Source organism: Pectobacterium brasiliense (assembly GCF_013449685.1).
GTDB lineage: Bacteria > Pseudomonadota > Gammaproteobacteria > Enterobacterales > Enterobacteriaceae > Pectobacterium > Pectobacterium brasiliense_A.
In genome coordinates this window covers 392-18,810 of the sequence record NZ_JACDSF010000013.1, presented here as the reverse complement: position 1 = coordinate 18,810, position 18,419 = coordinate 392, and the positions used below count along the sequence as shown (strand labels likewise).

Here is an 18,419-nt window from a genome sequence, read left to right as displayed (position 1 = left end):
CCTTTGTGTTATCTATGTTGCGGCCAAAGCCGAGCATCAGCAAGTGGACAGCATGTCAGAACTCAGGCGGACAATCTACACCCGCACGGCTTTCTCAGCGCTAGTCTTTAAAATCGTTGGCATCCAGCTCATGGCGGCCCAACAGTTTATAAAATTCCGTTCGGTTACGCCCGGCCATTCGCGCGGCCTGCGTCACGTTACCTTTTGCGATCTGTAATAGTTTCCGCAAATAGTTAAGCTCAAACTGATGACGCGCTTCAACAAACGTTGGCAGGGCGGTATTTTCACCTTCCAGCGCTTGTTCAACCAGCGCATCGCTGATCACTGGTGCGGTGGTCAGCGCGACACACTGTTCGATGACATTCACCAGTTGACGCACGTTACCCGGCCAGCTTGCCGTCATCAAGCGCTTCATCGCATCGGTTGAGAAGGTGCGCACAAAAGGCTTGTGGCGATTAGCAGATTCACGCAGCAGATGGTTTGCCAGCATCGGGATATCTTCAGCACGTTCATGCAGCGCGGGCAGCTTCATATTCACCACGTTGAGCCGATAATAGAGATCCTCACGAAATTCGTTCTTCTCCATCGCCTTCGGCAAATCACGATGAGTGGCGGAAATAATCCGCACGTCAATGTCCAAATCGCGGTTACTACCCAGCGGACGGACTTTTCGCTCCTGCAGAACGCGCAGCAGCTTAACCTGTAAGGACAGCGGCATATCGCCGATTTCATCTAAAAACAGCGTGCCGCCTTCCGCCGCCTGAAAAAGCCCTTCACGGCTGCTGACTGCGCCGGTAAAAGCCCCTTTCGCATGGCCAAACAGCTCCGATTCCAGCAATGGCTCCGGCAGCGCACCACAGTTAATGGCAATGAAGGCTTTCTTCGCACGCGGGCTCGCCGCATGAATCGCCTGAGCCAGCACCTCTTTCCCGGTGCCGCTCTGACCATTAATCAGCACACTGACGTCCGACTGCGCGACCATTCTGGCCTGCTCCAGCAGACGCAGCATAATCGGGCTGCGCGTCACGATAGTTTCACGCCAGCTTTCATCCCCCGCTGGGGCAGACAATGCTAACGCTTCGTCTATCGCTTTATAGAGCGCATCACGGTCAACGGGCTTCGTCAGGAAGCTGAACACCCCCTGCTGCGTAGCCGCAACCGCATCGGGAATGGAACCGTGAGCGGTTAAAATGATCACCGGCATCCCCGGCTGATAGCGCTGAATTTCGGCAAACAGCGCCATGCCATCCATTTCATCCATACGAAGATCGCTGATCACCAGATCGAACGTCTCGCGCGTTAACAGCCGCAGCGCCTCTTGGCCGCTCTCCGCTGTCATCACGCTAAATCCTTCGCTGGTCAGTCGCATGCCCAACAGTTTCAGCAGGCTGGGGTCATCATCTACGAGCAACAAATTCGCCGTTTTTCGGGCTGTCATTGTCTTGTTGACTCCTTCGTTGACGAATTGCGCGAAGCGTCTTTATTTGTACTACCACTATTCGCACCGGAACTACCACGACGATCGCCGTCGTTATCCGGCATTTCCCCCGACAGCTGTTTACGAGACGACAGTTGACGCTCAATGTCTGTCAGATTTTCTAGTTTCTGCGTGGTGGTTTCTAACTGATATTGCAAGTGATTTTGCTGTACACGTAGGACGTCTAGCTGCTTGTCGCTGGATTCCTGCAAGCGCTTATAGCGCAGACGCTCATCCGATAGCGCTAGGAACAACGTTTGTCTGTCACGCCAGGTTTGCATCAGCGGGCGCAGCGCCGCTGGGAAAGCCAGACGATATAAATTGATCTGTTCCAACACCTGACGCCGCTCGACCTGAGTAATACCAGCATTATCCAGCAGAATGCCCTGCTTAAATACGCTATCCCAGCTATCACCCGCAACGTGCTCAGCTTCCTCACGAGCTTGGAATTGTGTTAGACGCCCAGCACAGTCCATCGCCCGCAACCAGTAAAGTGCGTTGTTCATGGATTCACGATCGTCTATCTGCCACAGATGCTCGCATTGCGCGATACGGAAATCGGCAACCTGCTCTTTCGGCGGTATCACCTCTGCCTCTAGCAACGCCGTGCCGCCGCTCACATGGCTGTTACACGCAGACAAAACGAGCGGTGACGACATGATCACCACTTTCAACAGACGGGAAAATCGTCTACTCGCCAGCCATCCCTTCATAAATCCTACATTCATTCTCTATTCATTCTCGGATTATTCGTTATCGGGCTATTCGTTATCAGACAATAACGGCAGCTCGATGCGGAAACACACATCAGCATAATCCACGGTAATCAGGCTAAGCTCACCACGCATACGACGAATGCAATCACGCGCGATGCTCAACCCCAGCCCGCTTCCTTTTACTGCACCACGGCGCTGATGGCTGCCCTGATAAAAGGGCTCAAAAATCATGCTCCGTTCTGCATCGGGAATAGGCGTACCAGTGTTGGCGACATCAATCTGAACGCGATTGCCAATCTGACGGCTATAAATCCAAATGTTACCGGATTCCTTACCGTAGTGCACCGCATTGGAATAGAGATTATCGATCACTCGCATCAATAGCGTCGTCTCTGCCCAACAGTGCTCAACGGCCAGCGTCACATCGGTATGAATCAGTTTGGCGCGGGCAGGCAAGCTATGAGAGGCCACGACAATATCGACGATTTCTTCGATTTCCACCCGTTCCAGTTCGGTCGGCGTATCCGCCAGCTTGCGATTGTAGTCCAGCAGTTGATCGATCAGCTGTAGCAGGTGGCGACTGCTGCTATCAAGAATAGCAACCACCTCTTTCTGATCGGTAGTCAGCGGACCAACCACCTCATCGGCCAGCAATTCAGTGCCTTCCCGCAGGCTAGCCAGCGGTGTTTTCAATTCGTGGGAGATATGGCGTAAAAACTCATGTCGCTGTGATTCGAGCCAGGACAGACGCTCGCTCAACCAGATAATGCGCTGCGCCAGCGTCCGAATTTCACGCGGCCCTTTAAAGGTGCTGGTGTTGCCCAGCGAGCGCCCTTCCCCTAGGCGGTTAATCATTCGCTCGACACCATTAACGGGGCCGATAATCATCCGAGTAAAGAGAGCTACCAGCAGCACACTGACCAGAAATAAGAGCAGCGCCTGCCAGCCAAAGAACTGACCACGTTCGGAAATAGCCTGCTGAAGCTGCTGCCCACGGGAGAAAACGACATCACGCGTGACCTGCACCATCTGTCCATTCGCGCGGGAGAACCCTTCCAGTAGGCTAGATGCCGTTTGTTCCGGGCCGCTGTTATGGCAGCGTATTTCGCCGAGCTGAGTAAGGAGTTGACGTAGTGTCTGGTAATAGCGGGGATCGGGCAGAACCTGCGCGTGAGAATCCAGCATTTGCAAATACTGTTTACGCTGGTTCTGATAGAGCGTCGCCAGCGTCTGATCGTCCAATACGCAGTATTGCCGGTAGCTACGCTCCATCGCCAGCGCGACGCTGGTCATTGCCTCGCTGCGCCGAGCATCCGTCAGCGTTGTTCGGTTAATATCCGCAGCCTGTTCGCTCAGCATGTTCAGGCTTTGATAAGCCTGATAGGCCAGCACCAACAGCGGCAGCAAAACCAGCAAGAACGCCATAATTACTAATTGCCGCAGGGAACGCGGGAACAAACGCCATCGTTTCAAAGAAATCATCTCGTTACCTATCGAATCCGCTCTGATGCTAACTGAGTCTTATAAAAGTTCAACGTTTTCCCTTACGACATGCGCAACGCTTCGCAATGTGGCATGAATACCACGGTAAGGACGGCAAAAGTAACGCCGTAAAAACAATCAGGGGGATTCTCTGGGGAGAGGTGGCGGGGTTAAAACGTCACGCGGCCAGAAGAATCGCTCCCTCTGGCCGCGTAACTAAATAGGCGGTGCCTCACTCAACGTGTCGCCCGATGCTTGATAACGTTCGTTTTCACGCCCGATTATCGGTCTGGTGGACGATAGGCACCCTTTCTTTTGGCATCATTCCAGATGTTATGAGCGAAAATGTTTGCCAGTTAGCAACGCAATCATAACCAGTTGAATGAGCAACTCCATTTATTAAGCACTTATCATGCCAAACTTTAATATAAAAAATAAACCACTGATTATTAATCAATTTAATTTAAAACATCGTCGAGAAATACATAACCCAGAATACAAATAACGAAAATACGCGCAAAAGAGACGATTTATGTCGCTAAAAACAGACAGCTTTATGATGCCATCACACCACTCATATAAATCAAACAGTTAAATGTCACCAATTAGAGACAGTAAAAAGCCTGTCCGTCGCAAAAAAACGACAAGCTGAGAAAACAGACGTAAAAAAGGGGCCGAAGCCCCTTTCTCTGACTGACCTAAACTTAGCCCAGCTGTCTACGCGCATTGCGGAACATACGCATCCACGGGCCATCCTCGCCCCATTCTTCCGGGTGCCAGGAGTTACTGACAGTACGGAACACGCGCTCAGGGTGCGGCATCATGACCGTTGCCCGACCGCTGGTGCTGGTGACTGCCGTAATACCGTTTGGCGAGCCATTCGGGTTAGCCGGATAGTTCTCAGTGACCTGACCATAGTGGTTGATATAACGCAGCGCTACCAGACCGTGTTCTTCAATCGCCGCCAGATGGGCATCGTCGCGAACTTCAACCTGACCTTCTCCGTGTGAAACGGCAATCGGCATGCGCGATCCAGCCATGTCATTCATGAACAGCGACGGGCTTTTCTCCACTTCGACCAGGCTGAAGCGCGCTTCAAAGCGATCGGATTTATTGCGGACAAAACGCGGCCAGAGATCGGCGCCCGGAATCAGCTCACGCAGGTTGGACATCATCTGGCAACCGTTACATACGCCTAGCGCCAGCGTATGTGGACGCAGGAAGAATTCAGCGAATTCATCGCGTACGCGAGAGTTGAACAGAATGGATTTAGCCCAGCCTTCACCCGCGCCCAGCACGTCACCATAAGAGAAGCCGCCACACGCAACCAGCGCCTGGAAATCCTGCAAGTTGCGGCGATTCGCCAGCAGGTCACTCATATGGATGTCGATGGCATCAAAGCCCGCACGGTGGAACGCCGCCGCCATTTCTACATGAGAGTTCACACCCTGCTCACGCAGGACTGCCACTTTAGGCCGGACATTCTTAGCAATGTAAGGCGCGGCGATATCTTCCTGCGGATTGAAGGTCAGCGACACGTTAAGGCCGGGATCGTTATCATCCTGTCTGGCGATGTGTTCCTGATCGGCACACTGCGGGTTATCACGCAGGCGCTGCATCTGCCAGCTGGTTTCAGCCCACCAGCGACGCAGCGTTGAACGGCTTTCCTGATAGATCGCTTCTGCACCCTGATTGATGGTGAAGCGGGTGCCTTCTTCAGCATGACCGAGATAATGCACACAATCTGCCAGACCATGCAGTGCCAGAACCGCTTCCACTTCCGCACGACGTGCCGCAGGGATCTGGATTACTGCGCCAAGCTCTTCGTTAAACAGCGTCGCCAGCGTATCCTCACCCTGAGACGCGATATCGACAGTCACGCCGCAATGGCCAGCAAACGCCATCTCTACCAGCGTAACCAGCAGGCCGCCGTCTGAACGGTCGTGGTAGGCCAGAAGCGCTTTATCCGCGACCAGTTGCTGCATGGCATTAAAGAAGCCAGCCAACTGCTCAGGGCTATGCACATCTGCTGTCTTACGACCCAGTTGGCGATAAACCTGCGCCAGCGCCGTCGCACCCAGCGCTTTATTGCCTGCACCCAAATCGATGAGCAGCAGCGCATTATCCTGTCCGATACGCAGCTGTGGCGTTACCGTGTTACGCACGTCTTCCACGCGGGCAAACGCAGAGATCACTAGCGACATCGGCGAGGTGACCGCACGATCTTCGCCCTCTTCCTGCCAGCGGGTTTTCATCGACATGGAGTCTTTACCCACCGGAATCGTCAGACCCAGCGCTGGACACAGTTCCTCACCCACGGCTTTCACCGCCTCGTACAGTCCGGCATCTTCGCCCGGATGCCCTGCTGCTGCCATCCAGTTCGCAGACAACTTCACGCGAGTCAGCGGGCCGATATGCGTAGCCGCAATGTTCGTCAGCGCCTCACCCACCGCCAAACGCGCGGAGGCGGCGAAGTTACGCAGCGCGACTGGCGCACGTTCACCGATAGACATGGCCTCGCCGTAATAGCTATCAAGGCTGGCGGTGGTCACCGCACAGTCAGCCACCGGCACCTGCCACGGACCGACCATCTGATCGCGGGCTACCATACCGGTAACAGAGCGGTCACCGATGGTGATCAGGAAGGTTTTTTCCGCGACAACAGGTAAGTGCAGTACGCGCTCGACCGCTTCTGCCAAATAGATTTCATCACGCTGTAGCGGCGTGCCTTCTACCTGCTTGCGTTCAACGTCACGCAGCATCTTCGGCGTTTTGCCCAGCAGCACATCCAGTGGTAGATCGATAGGCTGGTTGTTGAAGTGACGATCGTTCATCGTCAGATGCAATTCTTCCGTCGCCTCACCAATCACCGCATAAGGTGCGCGTTCGCGACGACAAATTTCATCAAACTGTGCCAGCTGTTCTGGCGCAACGGCCAGAACATAGCGCTCCTGCGATTCGTTACACCAGACTTCCAGCGGGCTCATGCCCGGCTCGTCGTTCAGAATATCGCGCAGTTCAAAGCGACCACCGCGACCACCGTCGCTCACCAGTTCCGGCATCGCGTTAGACAGACCGCCCGCGCCGACATCGTGGATGAACAGAATCGGGTTGGCTTCACCCAATTGCCAGCAGCGATCGATCACTTCCTGACAGCGGCGCTCCATTTCTGGGTTATCGCGCTGTACAGAAGCAAAATCCAGATCCGCATCAGACTGACCCGATGCCATAGAGGAGGCTGCACCACCGCCCAGACCGATATTCATGGACGGTCCGCCCAGTACAATCAGTTTGGCACCGACGCTAATTTCGCCTTTTTTGACGTGATCGGCGCGGATGTTACCAATGCCGCCCGCCAGCATGATCGGTTTATGGTAGCCGCGCAGCTCTGTGCCATTGTGGCTATCAACACGCTCTTCATACGTACGGAAATAGCCCGTCAGTGCAGGACGGCCGAATTCGTTATTGAATGCCGCACCGCCCAATGGGCCTTCGGTCATGATATCCAACGCGCTGACAATACGATCTGGCTTGCCGAACTCTTCTTCTTCCCACGGCTGAACAAAGCCAGGAATGCGCAGGTTCGATACAGAGAAGCCCACCAGACCCGCTTTCGGCTTGGAGCCACGGCCTGTCGCGCCTTCGTCACGGATTTCACCACCGGATCCCGTTGCTGCGCCCGGCCACGGTGAAATGGCGGTTGGATGGTTATGCGTTTCAACCTTCATCAGGATATGGGCGTCTTCCTGATGGTAAGTGTATTGCCCGTTCGGATCGGTGTAGAAACGGCCGACGGCGGAACCTTCCATGACGGCGGCGTTATCTTTATAGGCAGAGAGAACGTGATCGGGCGTGTGTTCAAAGGTGTTTTTGATCATTTTGAACAGTGACTTCGGCTGAGTAACGCCGTCGATCACCCAATCAGCGTTGAAAATCTTGTGGCGGCAGTGTTCAGAGTTCGCCTGGGCGAACATATACAGTTCGATATCGTTAGGATTGCGGCCCAGTTTGGTGAAGGCTTCCAGCAGATAGTCAATTTCATCTTCTGCCAATGCCAGTCCCAGACGGACGTTCGCCTCTTCCAGTGCCTGACGTCCTTGCAGCAGAATTTCGATGCGCTTGAAAGGGGCTGGTTGATGATGAGAGAACAACGCTTCGGCCTGTTTCAGGTCGCTAAATACGCTTTCCATCATTCGGTCATGCAGCAGTGCCCCCAGTTGCTGCCACTGTTCATCGCTCAGCGTAGGCGCATGAATATAGAAAGCCAGACCACGTTCCAGACGCAGTACTTTGCTTAACCCACAGTTATGGGCGATATCCGTTGCTTTGGAAGACCACGGTGAAATGGTGCCGGGACGCGGCGTGACCAGTAACAGATGGCCTTGCGGCTCGTGCTCCGCGAGAGAAGGACCATACTTCAGCAAACGTGTCAGTTTGGCCTGTTCATCGTTGTTCAACGGGGCGCTGACATCGGCGAAATGTACGTATTCAGCATAGATATCGCTGACCGGCAAAACGTGCTCTTTGCAGCGGGCCAGCAATTTATTAATACGAAAAGCCGATAAAGCAGGTGAACCACGCAGTATTTCCATAATCTAAAGTTCTCTCGTCTTCGATGCACTGGCTGCGATACAGCCATGGGGCACAACAGGGGGGAAACACGCATATTATAGAGAATCCTTCCCTCGGACGAAACCGTTTGCGTGGCGATAATTTCACTTCGCGTCCGACGAATGATTAATCGGTGACCAAATCAATAAAAGTTGCACACTGGCGGTTTGTTAAGCAAAATGCCCCCACTCTGGGAAATGACGTATAAAAAAACTGCCGTTACAGACAGCCTGGCCATACGGCCGCCGAGAGATAACTATTTGAAGCCGTTAAAATTAAATTATTTTTTCATCGGGATTATCACGTTACTGCTGGCGTTAGCGCTATGGCCTAGTATTCCCTGGCGCAGTAGTCAGGATGTACAGCTCAGGCAGATCCTCTCACGCGGTGAGTTACGTATCAGCACGGTCAACTCACCACTGACCTATGCAACGAGCAACGGATCCCCTACAGGTCTAGACTATGAACTGGCAAAACGGTTCGCCGATTACCTCGGCGTCAAGCTGGTGGTCTCGTCACGCAAGAATCTTGACGAGCTGTTCGACGATTTAGACGGTGACGATGCCGACCTGTTGGCTGCTGGGCTGATCTACAACCACGAGCGTCTGGAACGTTTCCGCACCGGCCCAACCTACTATTCAATTTCACAACAGATGGTGTACCGCCTCGGCTCACCCCGTCCAAAAACGCTGGATAAACTGCAAGGCCGCCTCGTCGTCACATCCGGTTCCGCCCATGCCGCTACCCTACGCGATCTAAAAGCGGAGAAATACCCGCAGCTAAGCTGGGTATCGGCCTCCGATCAGAGCACACAGGAATTATTGAAGCAGGTTGCCGACGGCAAACTGGACTATACGCTGGGTGATTCGGTCACCATCGGCCTGATGCAGCGAATTCATCCGCAGCTTGCCGTCGCCTTCGATCTCAGCGACGAAGAGCCGGTTACCTGGTACATGCGCCGTTCACACGATGACAGCCTGTCCGCCGCACTGCTGGATTTCTTCAGCCAGATTGTGGAAGACGGTACGCTCGCGCGTCTGGAGGAGAAGTATCTCGGCCATGTTGGCGAATTTGACTATGTCGATACCACCACGTTCCTGAGCGCGATTGATGAAACGCTGCCGGATCTGCGACCGCTGTTTGAAAAATACGCCACCGATATCGACTGGAAGCTGCTGGCCGCCATCTCCTATCAGGAGTCACACTGGAACCCGCTGGCGACCTCCCCTACCGGCGTGCGCGGGCTGATGATGCTCACGCGCAACACGGCAGAAAGCCTGAACGTCACCGATCGCGTCGACCCTGAGCAAAGTATTCGCGGCGGTGCACAATATATGTCGCACATGATGCAGAAAATGCCGGACACCATCCCGGAAGATGAAAAAATCTGGTTTGCTCTGGCGTCTTACAACATGGGATACGCTCATCTGCTTGATGCGCGTAAATTGACCGAAAAACAGAAAGGTAACCCCGACAGCTGGGTCGATGTGAAAATGCGCCTGCCGATGCTGAGTCAGAAGCGCTATTACACGCAAACCACCTACGGCTACGCGCGCGGGCACGAAGCCTATAACTACGTGGAAAACATTCGACGTTATATGGTGAGTCTGGAAGGTTACCTGATCGAGAAAGAAGCTAAAGCGCAACAGCAGACCCAGATCGCCCAAGGCTATCCGGCCGTGCCTCTCAGCAAGGTGCCGGAATAAGCCTACATAGAGAAAGAAAAAACGCTGCAACTCCTGCGCTCGGGCTGGTCACGTCAGCCTCATTTTAGAAGAAACACGGGGATGAGGTTCCCGCAGGGACACCTCACCACGTGGTAGCTCGGTGTATCTCGATTCTAAAAGATCGGCGTTACGCTATTCCTGCGCGGCGTTTTTCTCGTTTTTTTCTGCCGCCCGACGGGCTTTATGCTGTTCACGACGCAGACGAAAGAACGTGCTGAGCGTTGCGGAACATTCATCAGCCAGAATGCCGGACTCAATCACGATCTGATGATTCATTCCGGGATGACGCAGAATATCCACCAGCGACCCCGCCGCTCCCGTTTTCTCATCTGACGCGCCATAAACCAGACGGCCAATACGGCTGTGTATCATCGCACCCGCACACATGATGCACGGCTCCAGCGTGACGTACAGCGTTGTCTCTAGCAGGCGGTAATTCTGCAACACTTGCCCTCCCTGCCGTAACGCCATAATCTCAGCGTGCGCGGTAGGATCGTGATGTCCAATCGGCCGGTTCCACCCTTCGCCGATGGCCTCGTTATCCAGCACCAGCACCGCACCAACCGGCACTTCGCCTTCATCCTGAGCGCGCTGAGCCAGCATTAATGCATGGCGCATCCAGTATTCATCGTTACGCAGGTTAACCACGCTCATCTCCCGAACATTCATATTTTGGCGGCGCATTATACCTAGATGAAGAGATGAAAAATCAGATGAAAGGATGAAAAAATCATTCCAGCTGTTGCAGGCTACCTTCGGGGGTGACTCGCCAGCGGTGTTCGCAAAAATAGAGCAGCGGGTTGTCCTGTTTGCTGTCGCTGTAACCGCTGTAGAGCTTGAGCGGCGCGCCGAGACGCTGCTCCATCTGTGCCACTTTTTCATGTCCGAGACAACGCAGCGTTAATACCCAGCCGCCGTAGCGGCGCGTAATCTGGCTTCCCATCAGGCGAACGCCGGGCAGAAAAGGCGAATCATGATAGACCTGTTCCACCAGCCGCTGCGGCGATCCCGTCACCAGCCAGACCTGTGCATCACTGTCTTCAAGATAGGTTTTCAGCCGCTGCTGAACCTGCGGAAATGGAATGACATCATGACGAAACGCACCGACAAACTGCTTTTCCAGTTGAACCAGCTCGTCTTCATCACGCCCAAACGTAATCGCCCACAGCAGCCAGCTCATCGGCAACCGGGCCGCGCGACCGCGAATCAGTAGCCCCAGCCCGATAAGAGGTAATAGCGGGATAACCAGAACGAGATTTAACGGCAGCCGACGAAGTAAAAAGCGCAAAAAGCTGCCAAACATGTCCTGCTGATGCAACGTGCCATCCAGATCAAAAAAAACAATGCGTTGCTCTCGCTTATCACTCAAAACATTTCTCCCGACTTACACCAAGATAATTTTATCCACCAATCAGCGCCTCACGCAGATAACCGTTGTGTTTTTTCAGGCGCTCACGCGCCGCTGCCACGTCAATATTAGCCAGAAGCATCAGAATTGCAGGCTTAACCTCATTATCCGCCTGCACCAACGCCTGCCGCGCCTTTTCCCGCTCGGCACCCGTCGCTTCAACCACAATGCGGCAAGCCCGGTCCAACAGCTTCACGTTGGTTGCCTTCACATCGACCATCAAATTCTGGTACACCTTTCCCAGCTTAACCATTACGCCGGTAGAAATCATATTCAGGACGAGTTTTTGCGCCGTTCCCGACTTCAAGCGCGTCGACCCCGTTAACGCTTCCGGGCCAACTACCGGAGAAATCGCCACCTGTGCTTCCAGTGCGATGGGTGAATGCGGATTACAGGAGATCGCCGCCGTCCGGCAGCCAACGTCACGCGCATAGCGCAATGCGCCAATCACATACGGCGTCCGGCCTGATGCCGCAAGGCCGACAACCATATCCGCCGCGGTGACATCCAGCGCTTTTAAATCCGCCTCACCGAGTGCAGGGTCGTCTTCCGCCCCTTCAACCGCCTTAAGCAACGCGCCCGGCCCGCCAGCGATCAAGCCGATAACTAGCCCGTGTGGCACGCCAAACGTCGGCGGACACTCGGAGGCATCCAGTACGCCCAAACGGCCGCTGGTCCCCGCGCCCAGATAGATTAGCCGCCCGCCCTCCTGAAACGAGGCCGTTGCCAGATCGACAGTCTCGGCAATCGCAGGTAAAACCTGCGCAATGGCTTCGGGCACTTTCCGATCTTCCTGATTAAACGCGTGCATCATCTCCAGCGTAGAGAGCTGATCCAGCGCCATCGTCGCCGGATTCCGAGTTTCGGAAACCAGCGTCCCTAAATTAAGGTTCTCTCCATCCATCACATCTGAACGCATTCTGCTACCTCATGCCTTATATCAGCGTTTTGCACGCCTATGACAAACAACCATTTTCACCACTATACCCGTCATACTTCAAGTTGCATGTGCGTTGGCTGCGCTACTCGGCCCACTCACGTGGACCTCGCCCCGTTGGGGTCGCTGCAAGCAGCGTTCAAATCTGCCTCTGGCAAATTTGTCAGTCACCCGAATCACTTACCTNNCATCGGGATTCCTTCTCTTGCCGCCTTCCTGAAACTCGAATTATTTGGGGTATATATGCTTTTGAGAGCTGTGAAAGTACGCTATTCTGCATCGAATTACCCCTCCACATTCATCTCGCAAGGTAAACAGAGAAACCTCAGTGCGACTCCTCGGGTTCAGACTCTCCAGTTACACGCTTTTCTTGATTAGCTGTCTGCTGTTTCTGCTGGCGGGTTCCCTGCGCGCGGACTGGGATTTTATTACCATTAATCAGCGAACCGAGCAGCTTTATGGCCCGGCAACGCCCGACGCTCGCCGCCGAATAGATGAATGGCAGACGCTCTTGGCTACTTCCCTCAACAAAGAGGAAAAGGCTCTGCTGAGTAGCGTGAACCAATTTTTCAATGACCGTATGCTGTTTCGCGATGATATTGTCGTCTGGAATCAGGAAGATTACTGGGCTACGCCGATTGAAGCGTTGCGCAAAGGTGCAGGAGACTGCGAAGACTATGCGCTCGCCAAGTATTTTACGCTGCGTCATTTAGGCGTCCCGGCGGACAAATTACGTATTACCTATGTTAAAGCCCTGCGTCTGAATAAAGCGCATATGGTGGTCACCTATTATCCCACGCCAACCTCGATTCCGCTGGTGCTGGACAATCTGACCGACAAGATCCAACCCGCGACAGAGCGCACTGATTTAGTTCCGGTGTATGCCTTTAATGGCGGAGGCCTCTGGCTGCCCGGCGCCAGCGGCAGCAACAAACGCGTCGGTGACAGTAAACGACTTTCACGCTGGCAGGATGTATTAACTAAAATGCGTGCCGAAGGGTTTTCAATTGAGGAGTAAGGGTAGGCTATGTCTCTATACAAACAATTACTGATAGCCATCTGCCTGTTTGTGCTAATCATTTTCAGTGGGAGCTTTTTCGTCAGCCTGGAAAATTCGCGTGAACAGTACAATAACCAGCTTCACTCTCACGCGCAGGATGCCGCTACCGCATTGGGGCTTTCCCTGACGCCGAATATCGATGACTCGGCAATGGTGGAACTGATGGTCAGCTCGATTTTCGACAGCGGCTACTTTTCCAGTATCCGCGTGCGGGATTTAAAAACCGGCAGCGTCACGCTGGAACGCACCGCCTCGCCGGATATCCCTGACGTACCGCGCTGGTTTGTTCAGTTAGTGAACCTGCAACCCGGTGCGGGCGAAGCCATCGTGATGCGCGGCTGGGAACAGGCGGCAAAAGTCGAAGTCGTCAGCCATCCGATGTTCGCAGTCACCCGTTTGTGGCGCAGCAGCACGGCCACCTTCCTGTGGCTGCTTGGCTGCGGCACGCTGGGCGTACTCCTCGGCGCGCTGTTCCTGCGCCGCCAGCTGCGTCCGCTTGATTATATTGTCGATCAGTCGCTGGCCATTACCCGTCGTGAATTCCTTAGCCAGCCGGATTTGCCCAATACGCCCGAGTTTCGCCGTGTTGCACAGGCGATGAACCTGATGGTCAGCAAGCTCAAAACGCTGTTTGAAGAGGAAGCGGAACGGAGCGAACGCTTACGTCAGGACGCCTATCAGGATCCTCAAACCGGATTGCATAACCGTCGCGCGTTTGACATGCAGTTCAACGACAAGCTAGCCGACGAAGAAACCGCCCCCGGCTTCCTTATTATGATTCGCGTTCAGGATCTGGCGGGGATGAATCAGCGGCTGGGCGGCCAGCGCACCGATGCGCTATTAGCTTCCGTCGGGCATATTCTGCGTAACATGCAAAAGCAACATACCCATGCAGAAAGTCTTCTGGCCCGTATCCGAGGCGGGGAATTTGCGCTGTTTTGCCCGGGGTTGGTCGATAAAGAAGCCTATGCGCTGATTGGCGAGCTGACGCGCAACATCGAAACGTTGTATCTGACAGGCGAAACCGATGTCTCCCCTGTCGCCCAATTCGGCATGGTGCCTTTCCGCCCCGGAGACACCGCGCAATCCCTGTTTATTCAGGGCGATCAGGTGCTCACGCGAGCCGAAAGCAATACCGATAGCACCGCGCCTCACGACATACCGTCCGCCAGTGCCGAACAGGTCGAAACCGATCGCCATAGATGGTTTAACCTGCTCGATCCCATTTTGGAACAGGAACGCTTGCAGCTTTTCCTGCAACCGGTCGTCTCCTGTGACGATCCCAGCCAGGTGCTGCATCATAAGGTTCTGGCGCGCATTCAGGATGAGCAAGGGAACAGTATCGCCGCAGGTCGCTTCCTGCCGTGGATCCAACGATTTGGTTGGGATACCCGTCTGGATCAGACCATGCTGCGCGAAGTGCTGGACTATCTTCGCCAGCACGACGGCAATCTGGCACTGAGCCTGTCCGGCACCACGGTTCTGAATCTTCATCTGCTCGCCGATCTGCTTGCTCCATTAAAGCATCAGCCTGACGTCGCCAGACGACTGATTCTGGAGCTGGATGAGAACCAATTGCCAGACAGTGCACAGTTGGAAGCTTTAATCAAGCTACTGAATGAACATGGCTGTGCGCTAGGGCTACAGCATTTTGGCGGGCGCTTTAATATGATCGGCAACCTGTCGCAATGGGGTCTGGCTTACCTGAAAGTCGATGGCAGCTACATCCGCAACATCGATCAGGAAGACGATAAACAAATGTTTATCGAAGCGCTGTATCGCGCCACCAACAGTATTGCCCTGCCGCTTATCGCCGAACGTGTTGAAACCGCAGGTGAGCTGAAAGTGCTTCAGGAGATGGGATTACAGGGCGCGATGGGACGGGTGCTGGGTGAACCGGTGCCAGCGGTGAGAATCTGATACCACATCATTTTGGCTAACGGCGTTTAACGACCCCGGCTTCTCAGTACGATAGTGAGAAGCCGGAAACGGCTGAACGGGACGTTAAGGGATGATTTCTTCTTCAAAGCATTATGTCTTTAAAGTGTTATGTTTTTAAAACAGTGAGTCTTTAAAACATGGTCTCTTCATCGTCGCCAATCAGCTTGTTCAACCCGCCATTCAAGGCTTCACGCGCCTGCGCACGGTTGATCAACTTCAGCTGTGCCGCCTGAGGGAAATCGGTAATGCTGACCACGCCTTTCTGAATCAAAACCTGAATTAAATCCTCCAGCACACGCACCATTTCCAGATCGCTTTGCCGCAGTTGCTGGAGACTGGACATCGCGGCCTGATGACTGCGGAACCAGGCCTGCACCTCACGCGAATCATCGGACAGTTCGCCGTTCATTTCAGGAAAAGGGCTCTTTTCTACCTTAATCAGGTGGCCATCACTGTCGCGCTGGATATAAAACATGTTCGGAGACCTTTTAAGTTTTTGATAAAAAAGGGAGCTGTGCAGGCTCCCCCTTTTCGTCAGCTAGACGGTTCTGGCTTGCTGACCAGACTTTCAAGCGACGGCAATGCACCGTTATAGTGTTCCAACGTAATCGACACTGCAACCGTTCCGCCTTTATCCGCCGTAAAGTTCCCCGCAGTGCTCACTTCAATCGTCGGTGAACCATGATTATCGGTGATGCGAATATAGCGGCTGATGTCGGTGCCTTCCTCCAGTTCGCCAACCAGATCGCTTAAATCAATCCGGTCACCTTCTTTGGCATTGAAGTCTTTGATCACATCGTTGCCGATATCGCCAGCCTGCCACTTAAAGGTATCCGCACCCGCTCCGCCGATGAGCGTATCGCCCCCCGCACCGCCAATCAAGATGTCGTCTCCGCTGCCGCCGTAAAGCAGGTCATTCCCCGCTCCGCCATAGAGGGTGTCATTTCCTCCCTGGCCGAAGAGAATATCATCTCCGTCGCCGCCATTGAGTATGTCATTACCATCTTTCGCCGATGACAAATCAAATTCCGCGCTGTGCGTGGCAATATAGCTATGCATATCTTTGGCTGTCGGCACGCCGGTTTGCATACCTAACTGCTTGCCGATGTAGTTCTGCAAGGCGGTGATTCCGTTGCCGTCGATATTAGGGAACGACACGACATCGCCAAACAGCACATCATCATTATATGTGCCGGATATCGTATCGTTACCTGCCGCACCGACACTCAATCCATATTGCTCAGCGACTTCCGCCGAATAACCCGTTGCCGTATCGTGGTTGCCCATTTCTGTCGATGTCGCCTGTGCAACAACATTCAATTTACCGGCATCGCCTGGCACCTCAAGCGTAATCTTCCCAGCCAGCGTTTGGGCATTGTGCGCATTTTGAATCAGGTAGGTACCATCAGCACCCACGGTATACTTCACGTTATTAATCTGGTCAGTCAGCACCGTGCCCGTTGGAATCCCCGTCAACCGAATCCCTGACAACGTTTCACTACCGTCACGATCGGTCAATGCTGCCGAAACATCGAGAACATAGGTTTGTTTTCCCACCTGACCAGGTACTTTGTCCACCGTCGCACTATTTCCGGCGGTATACGTCGAACCATCGCTGTAGATCACCCCTTCAAGCTGGTTACTGACCTGCTTGATTAAAGACCCTGAATGCCCCTTTCCATCAGAATAAGTAACTTTCACACCATCCATTGTGTTGAAGTTATTATTTCTATTATTCGTTGAGTTTTCAGCCTTATAGGTAAAGCCTTCTTCTTTTTGGACAAAGATATAATCTTTACCTGGGTTACTCGACTGTGACTGACTATTCCCGTGGACAGAATCAAGCTGGTTATACTGTTTTTGTGCTTCACTCCAGTCAGCCTGCCTATAAAACCATCCACTTTTTGAATGAACTACGAAAATGTCAGCATAGCTTGTCGATCCCCCAGGATTACCATTGTTGTTATCTTTGCCGTAATACTTAACTTGTTCCGAAGGGTTAGCAGCAGTAGGCGCAGTGTCACCCTCAGTCAACCAAACGCGCACGCCACTGCCGATCTTAACAATTTTCCCATCTTGCACATCAAACCCACCGGACTTCCCACTTCCTCCATTCACCTTGATGATTTCCGAAGAGGTCGGCGTTGTGGTACCAGCGGTGGTGTTCAGGCTCACGACTGGCGCATCGGCTACCGGTGTTATGCCAATATGCAGCACAGCTTTATCGCCGGTGTTACCCGCGACATCAACAGGCCGATAACCAATATCACCCAGCGACGCACCAGAGACATTACCCACTGGCGTAAAGCGCAGATCGGTGTTGCCAGCGGTAAAGGTTTGCCCAACCGTGACCGCTTTCCAACTCCCGTTATCATTAAAATAGAGCGTGCCAGCGGCAGCAGGCGGCAGAGACGAAATCACGATGCTTGTGGTATCGCTCGATACGCCTAGATCGCTCCAGCCAATGTGCAGCGGCGTGTCTTCCGTACCAGACACCGTGTTGTTGTGTGCGGCTGGCGGCGTAATATCCATGATAACCTGACTGTTATCATGCGCCTGATTACCTGCCGCATCGGTTGCCGTCGCTCCTGCGGTAATCTTGCCTTCCGCTAACGTACTCAGATCGACATTCGTCTGCCATTTTCCGTTCGTCACGGGCACATCATGCAGCGTAACCGACTTACCATTCACATCGGTAAAGACCAGATCGACCCTCTTCTCGTTACTCGTGCCGCTGACCAGAGTGTTTTTCGACTCACTTTGGCTAACGTAGCCATCGTTACCCGCGAAATTCGTAATATCAATTTCTGGTGCGGTCGTATCCACGCTGTATGCATGATGGGTATTCGCCGTGGTGGCGTTCCCCGCCGCATCACGCGTGGTCACGCTGGCACTCACATCACTATTCGCTGCCAGCACAGAACCGGGAACATTCACGTTCCAGGTTTTGCCATCGGCATTCACCGTCGTCTGGTAGGTCTCCGTGCCGACGGTAACGGTAACCGCATCGCCCGCGTTGACTTCATTACCGACTTTACCGGTGACCGCAATCGTCTGACC

Annotated in this window: 12 protein-coding genes; 3 read left to right on the top strand and 9 right to left on the bottom strand. The window is 53.7% G+C overall.

Annotation, left to right across the window (positions count from 1 at the left end):
- Positions 1–100 precede the first annotated feature (100 nt).
- The 4 genes from glrR to purL form a co-directional block, all read right to left on the bottom strand.
- Entirely contained in the window at positions 101–1,438 is a 1,338-nt protein-coding gene (gene glrR, locus H0248_RS05425; protein WP_180785054.1) for a two-component system response regulator GlrR, read from the bottom strand.
- The gene (gene qseG / locus H0248_RS05420) at positions 1,435–2,205 is read right to left on the bottom strand and encodes a two-component system QseEF-associated lipoprotein QseG (RefSeq protein ID WP_180785053.1); all 771 of its coding nucleotides are present in this window, start codon (positions 2,203–2,205) and stop codon (positions 1,435–1,437) included. Before qseG ends, glrR begins: the two co-directional genes overlap by 4 nt.
- A 33-nt stretch (positions 2,206–2,238) precedes the next feature.
- Entirely contained in the window at positions 2,239–3,675 is a 1,437-nt protein-coding gene (locus H0248_RS05415) for a sensor histidine kinase (RefSeq protein ID WP_180785052.1), read from the bottom strand.
- 704 nt (positions 3,676–4,379) lie between these two features.
- Positions 4,380–8,267: a phosphoribosylformylglycinamidine synthase gene (gene purL / locus H0248_RS05410; protein WP_180785051.1), complete on the bottom strand. Its 3,888-nt coding sequence runs from the start codon at positions 8,265–8,267 to the stop codon at positions 4,380–4,382.
- A 216-nt stretch (positions 8,268–8,483) separates the two neighbouring features.
- Here purL and mltF point away from each other — a divergent pair, with 216 nt between their 5' ends.
- Positions 8,484–9,992: a membrane-bound lytic murein transglycosylase MltF gene (gene mltF, locus H0248_RS05405; RefSeq protein WP_180785050.1), complete on the top strand. Its 1,509-nt coding sequence runs from the start codon at positions 8,484–8,486 to the stop codon at positions 9,990–9,992.
- A 153-nt stretch (positions 9,993–10,145) separates the two neighbouring features.
- Here mltF and tadA read toward each other — a convergent pair whose 3' ends face one another.
- The 3 genes from tadA to murQ all read right to left on the bottom strand — a co-directional run bounded on the left by tadA (position 10,146) and on the right by murQ (position 12,340).
- Complete coding sequence (gene tadA, locus H0248_RS05400) at positions 10,146–10,667, bottom strand: tRNA adenosine(34) deaminase TadA (RefSeq protein WP_219608964.1); 522 nt, start codon at positions 10,665–10,667, stop codon at positions 10,146–10,148.
- A 76-nt stretch (positions 10,668–10,743) separates the two neighbouring features.
- A complete protein-coding gene (gene yfhb, locus H0248_RS05395) occupies positions 10,744–11,382 on the bottom strand; it encodes a phosphatidylglycerophosphatase C (RefSeq protein WP_180785048.1) in 639 nt (212 codons plus the stop codon).
- Positions 11,383–11,413: 31 nt separating this feature from the next.
- On the bottom strand, positions 11,414–12,340 hold the full coding sequence (gene murQ / locus H0248_RS05390) for an N-acetylmuramic acid 6-phosphate etherase (RefSeq protein WP_180785047.1): 927 nt from the start codon (positions 12,338–12,340) through the stop codon (positions 11,414–11,416).
- 346 nt (positions 12,341–12,686) lie between these two features.
- Here murQ and lapG point away from each other — a divergent pair, with 346 nt between their 5' ends.
- The gene (gene lapG, locus H0248_RS05385; RefSeq protein ID WP_180785046.1) at positions 12,687–13,376 is read left to right on the top strand and encodes a cysteine protease LapG; all 690 of its coding nucleotides are present in this window, start codon (positions 12,687–12,689) and stop codon (positions 13,374–13,376) included.
- Positions 13,377–13,385: 9 nt separating this feature from the next.
- Positions 13,386–15,338: a cyclic di-GMP receptor LapD gene (gene lapD, locus H0248_RS05380; protein WP_180785045.1), complete on the top strand. Its 1,953-nt coding sequence runs from the start codon at positions 13,386–13,388 to the stop codon at positions 15,336–15,338.
- A 151-nt stretch (positions 15,339–15,489) separates the two neighbouring features.
- On the opposite strand, the gene H0248_RS05375 is transcribed toward lapD, so the two are convergent.
- The gene (locus H0248_RS05375; RefSeq protein WP_180785044.1) at positions 15,490–15,834 is read right to left on the bottom strand and encodes a tryptophan synthase subunit beta; all 345 of its coding nucleotides are present in this window, start codon (positions 15,832–15,834) and stop codon (positions 15,490–15,492) included.
- A gap of 59 nt (positions 15,835–15,893) precedes the next feature.
- On the bottom strand, positions 15,894–18,419 hold a 2,526-nt coding region (locus H0248_RS05370), incomplete at its 5' end, for a type I secretion C-terminal target domain-containing protein (RefSeq protein ID WP_257981538.1).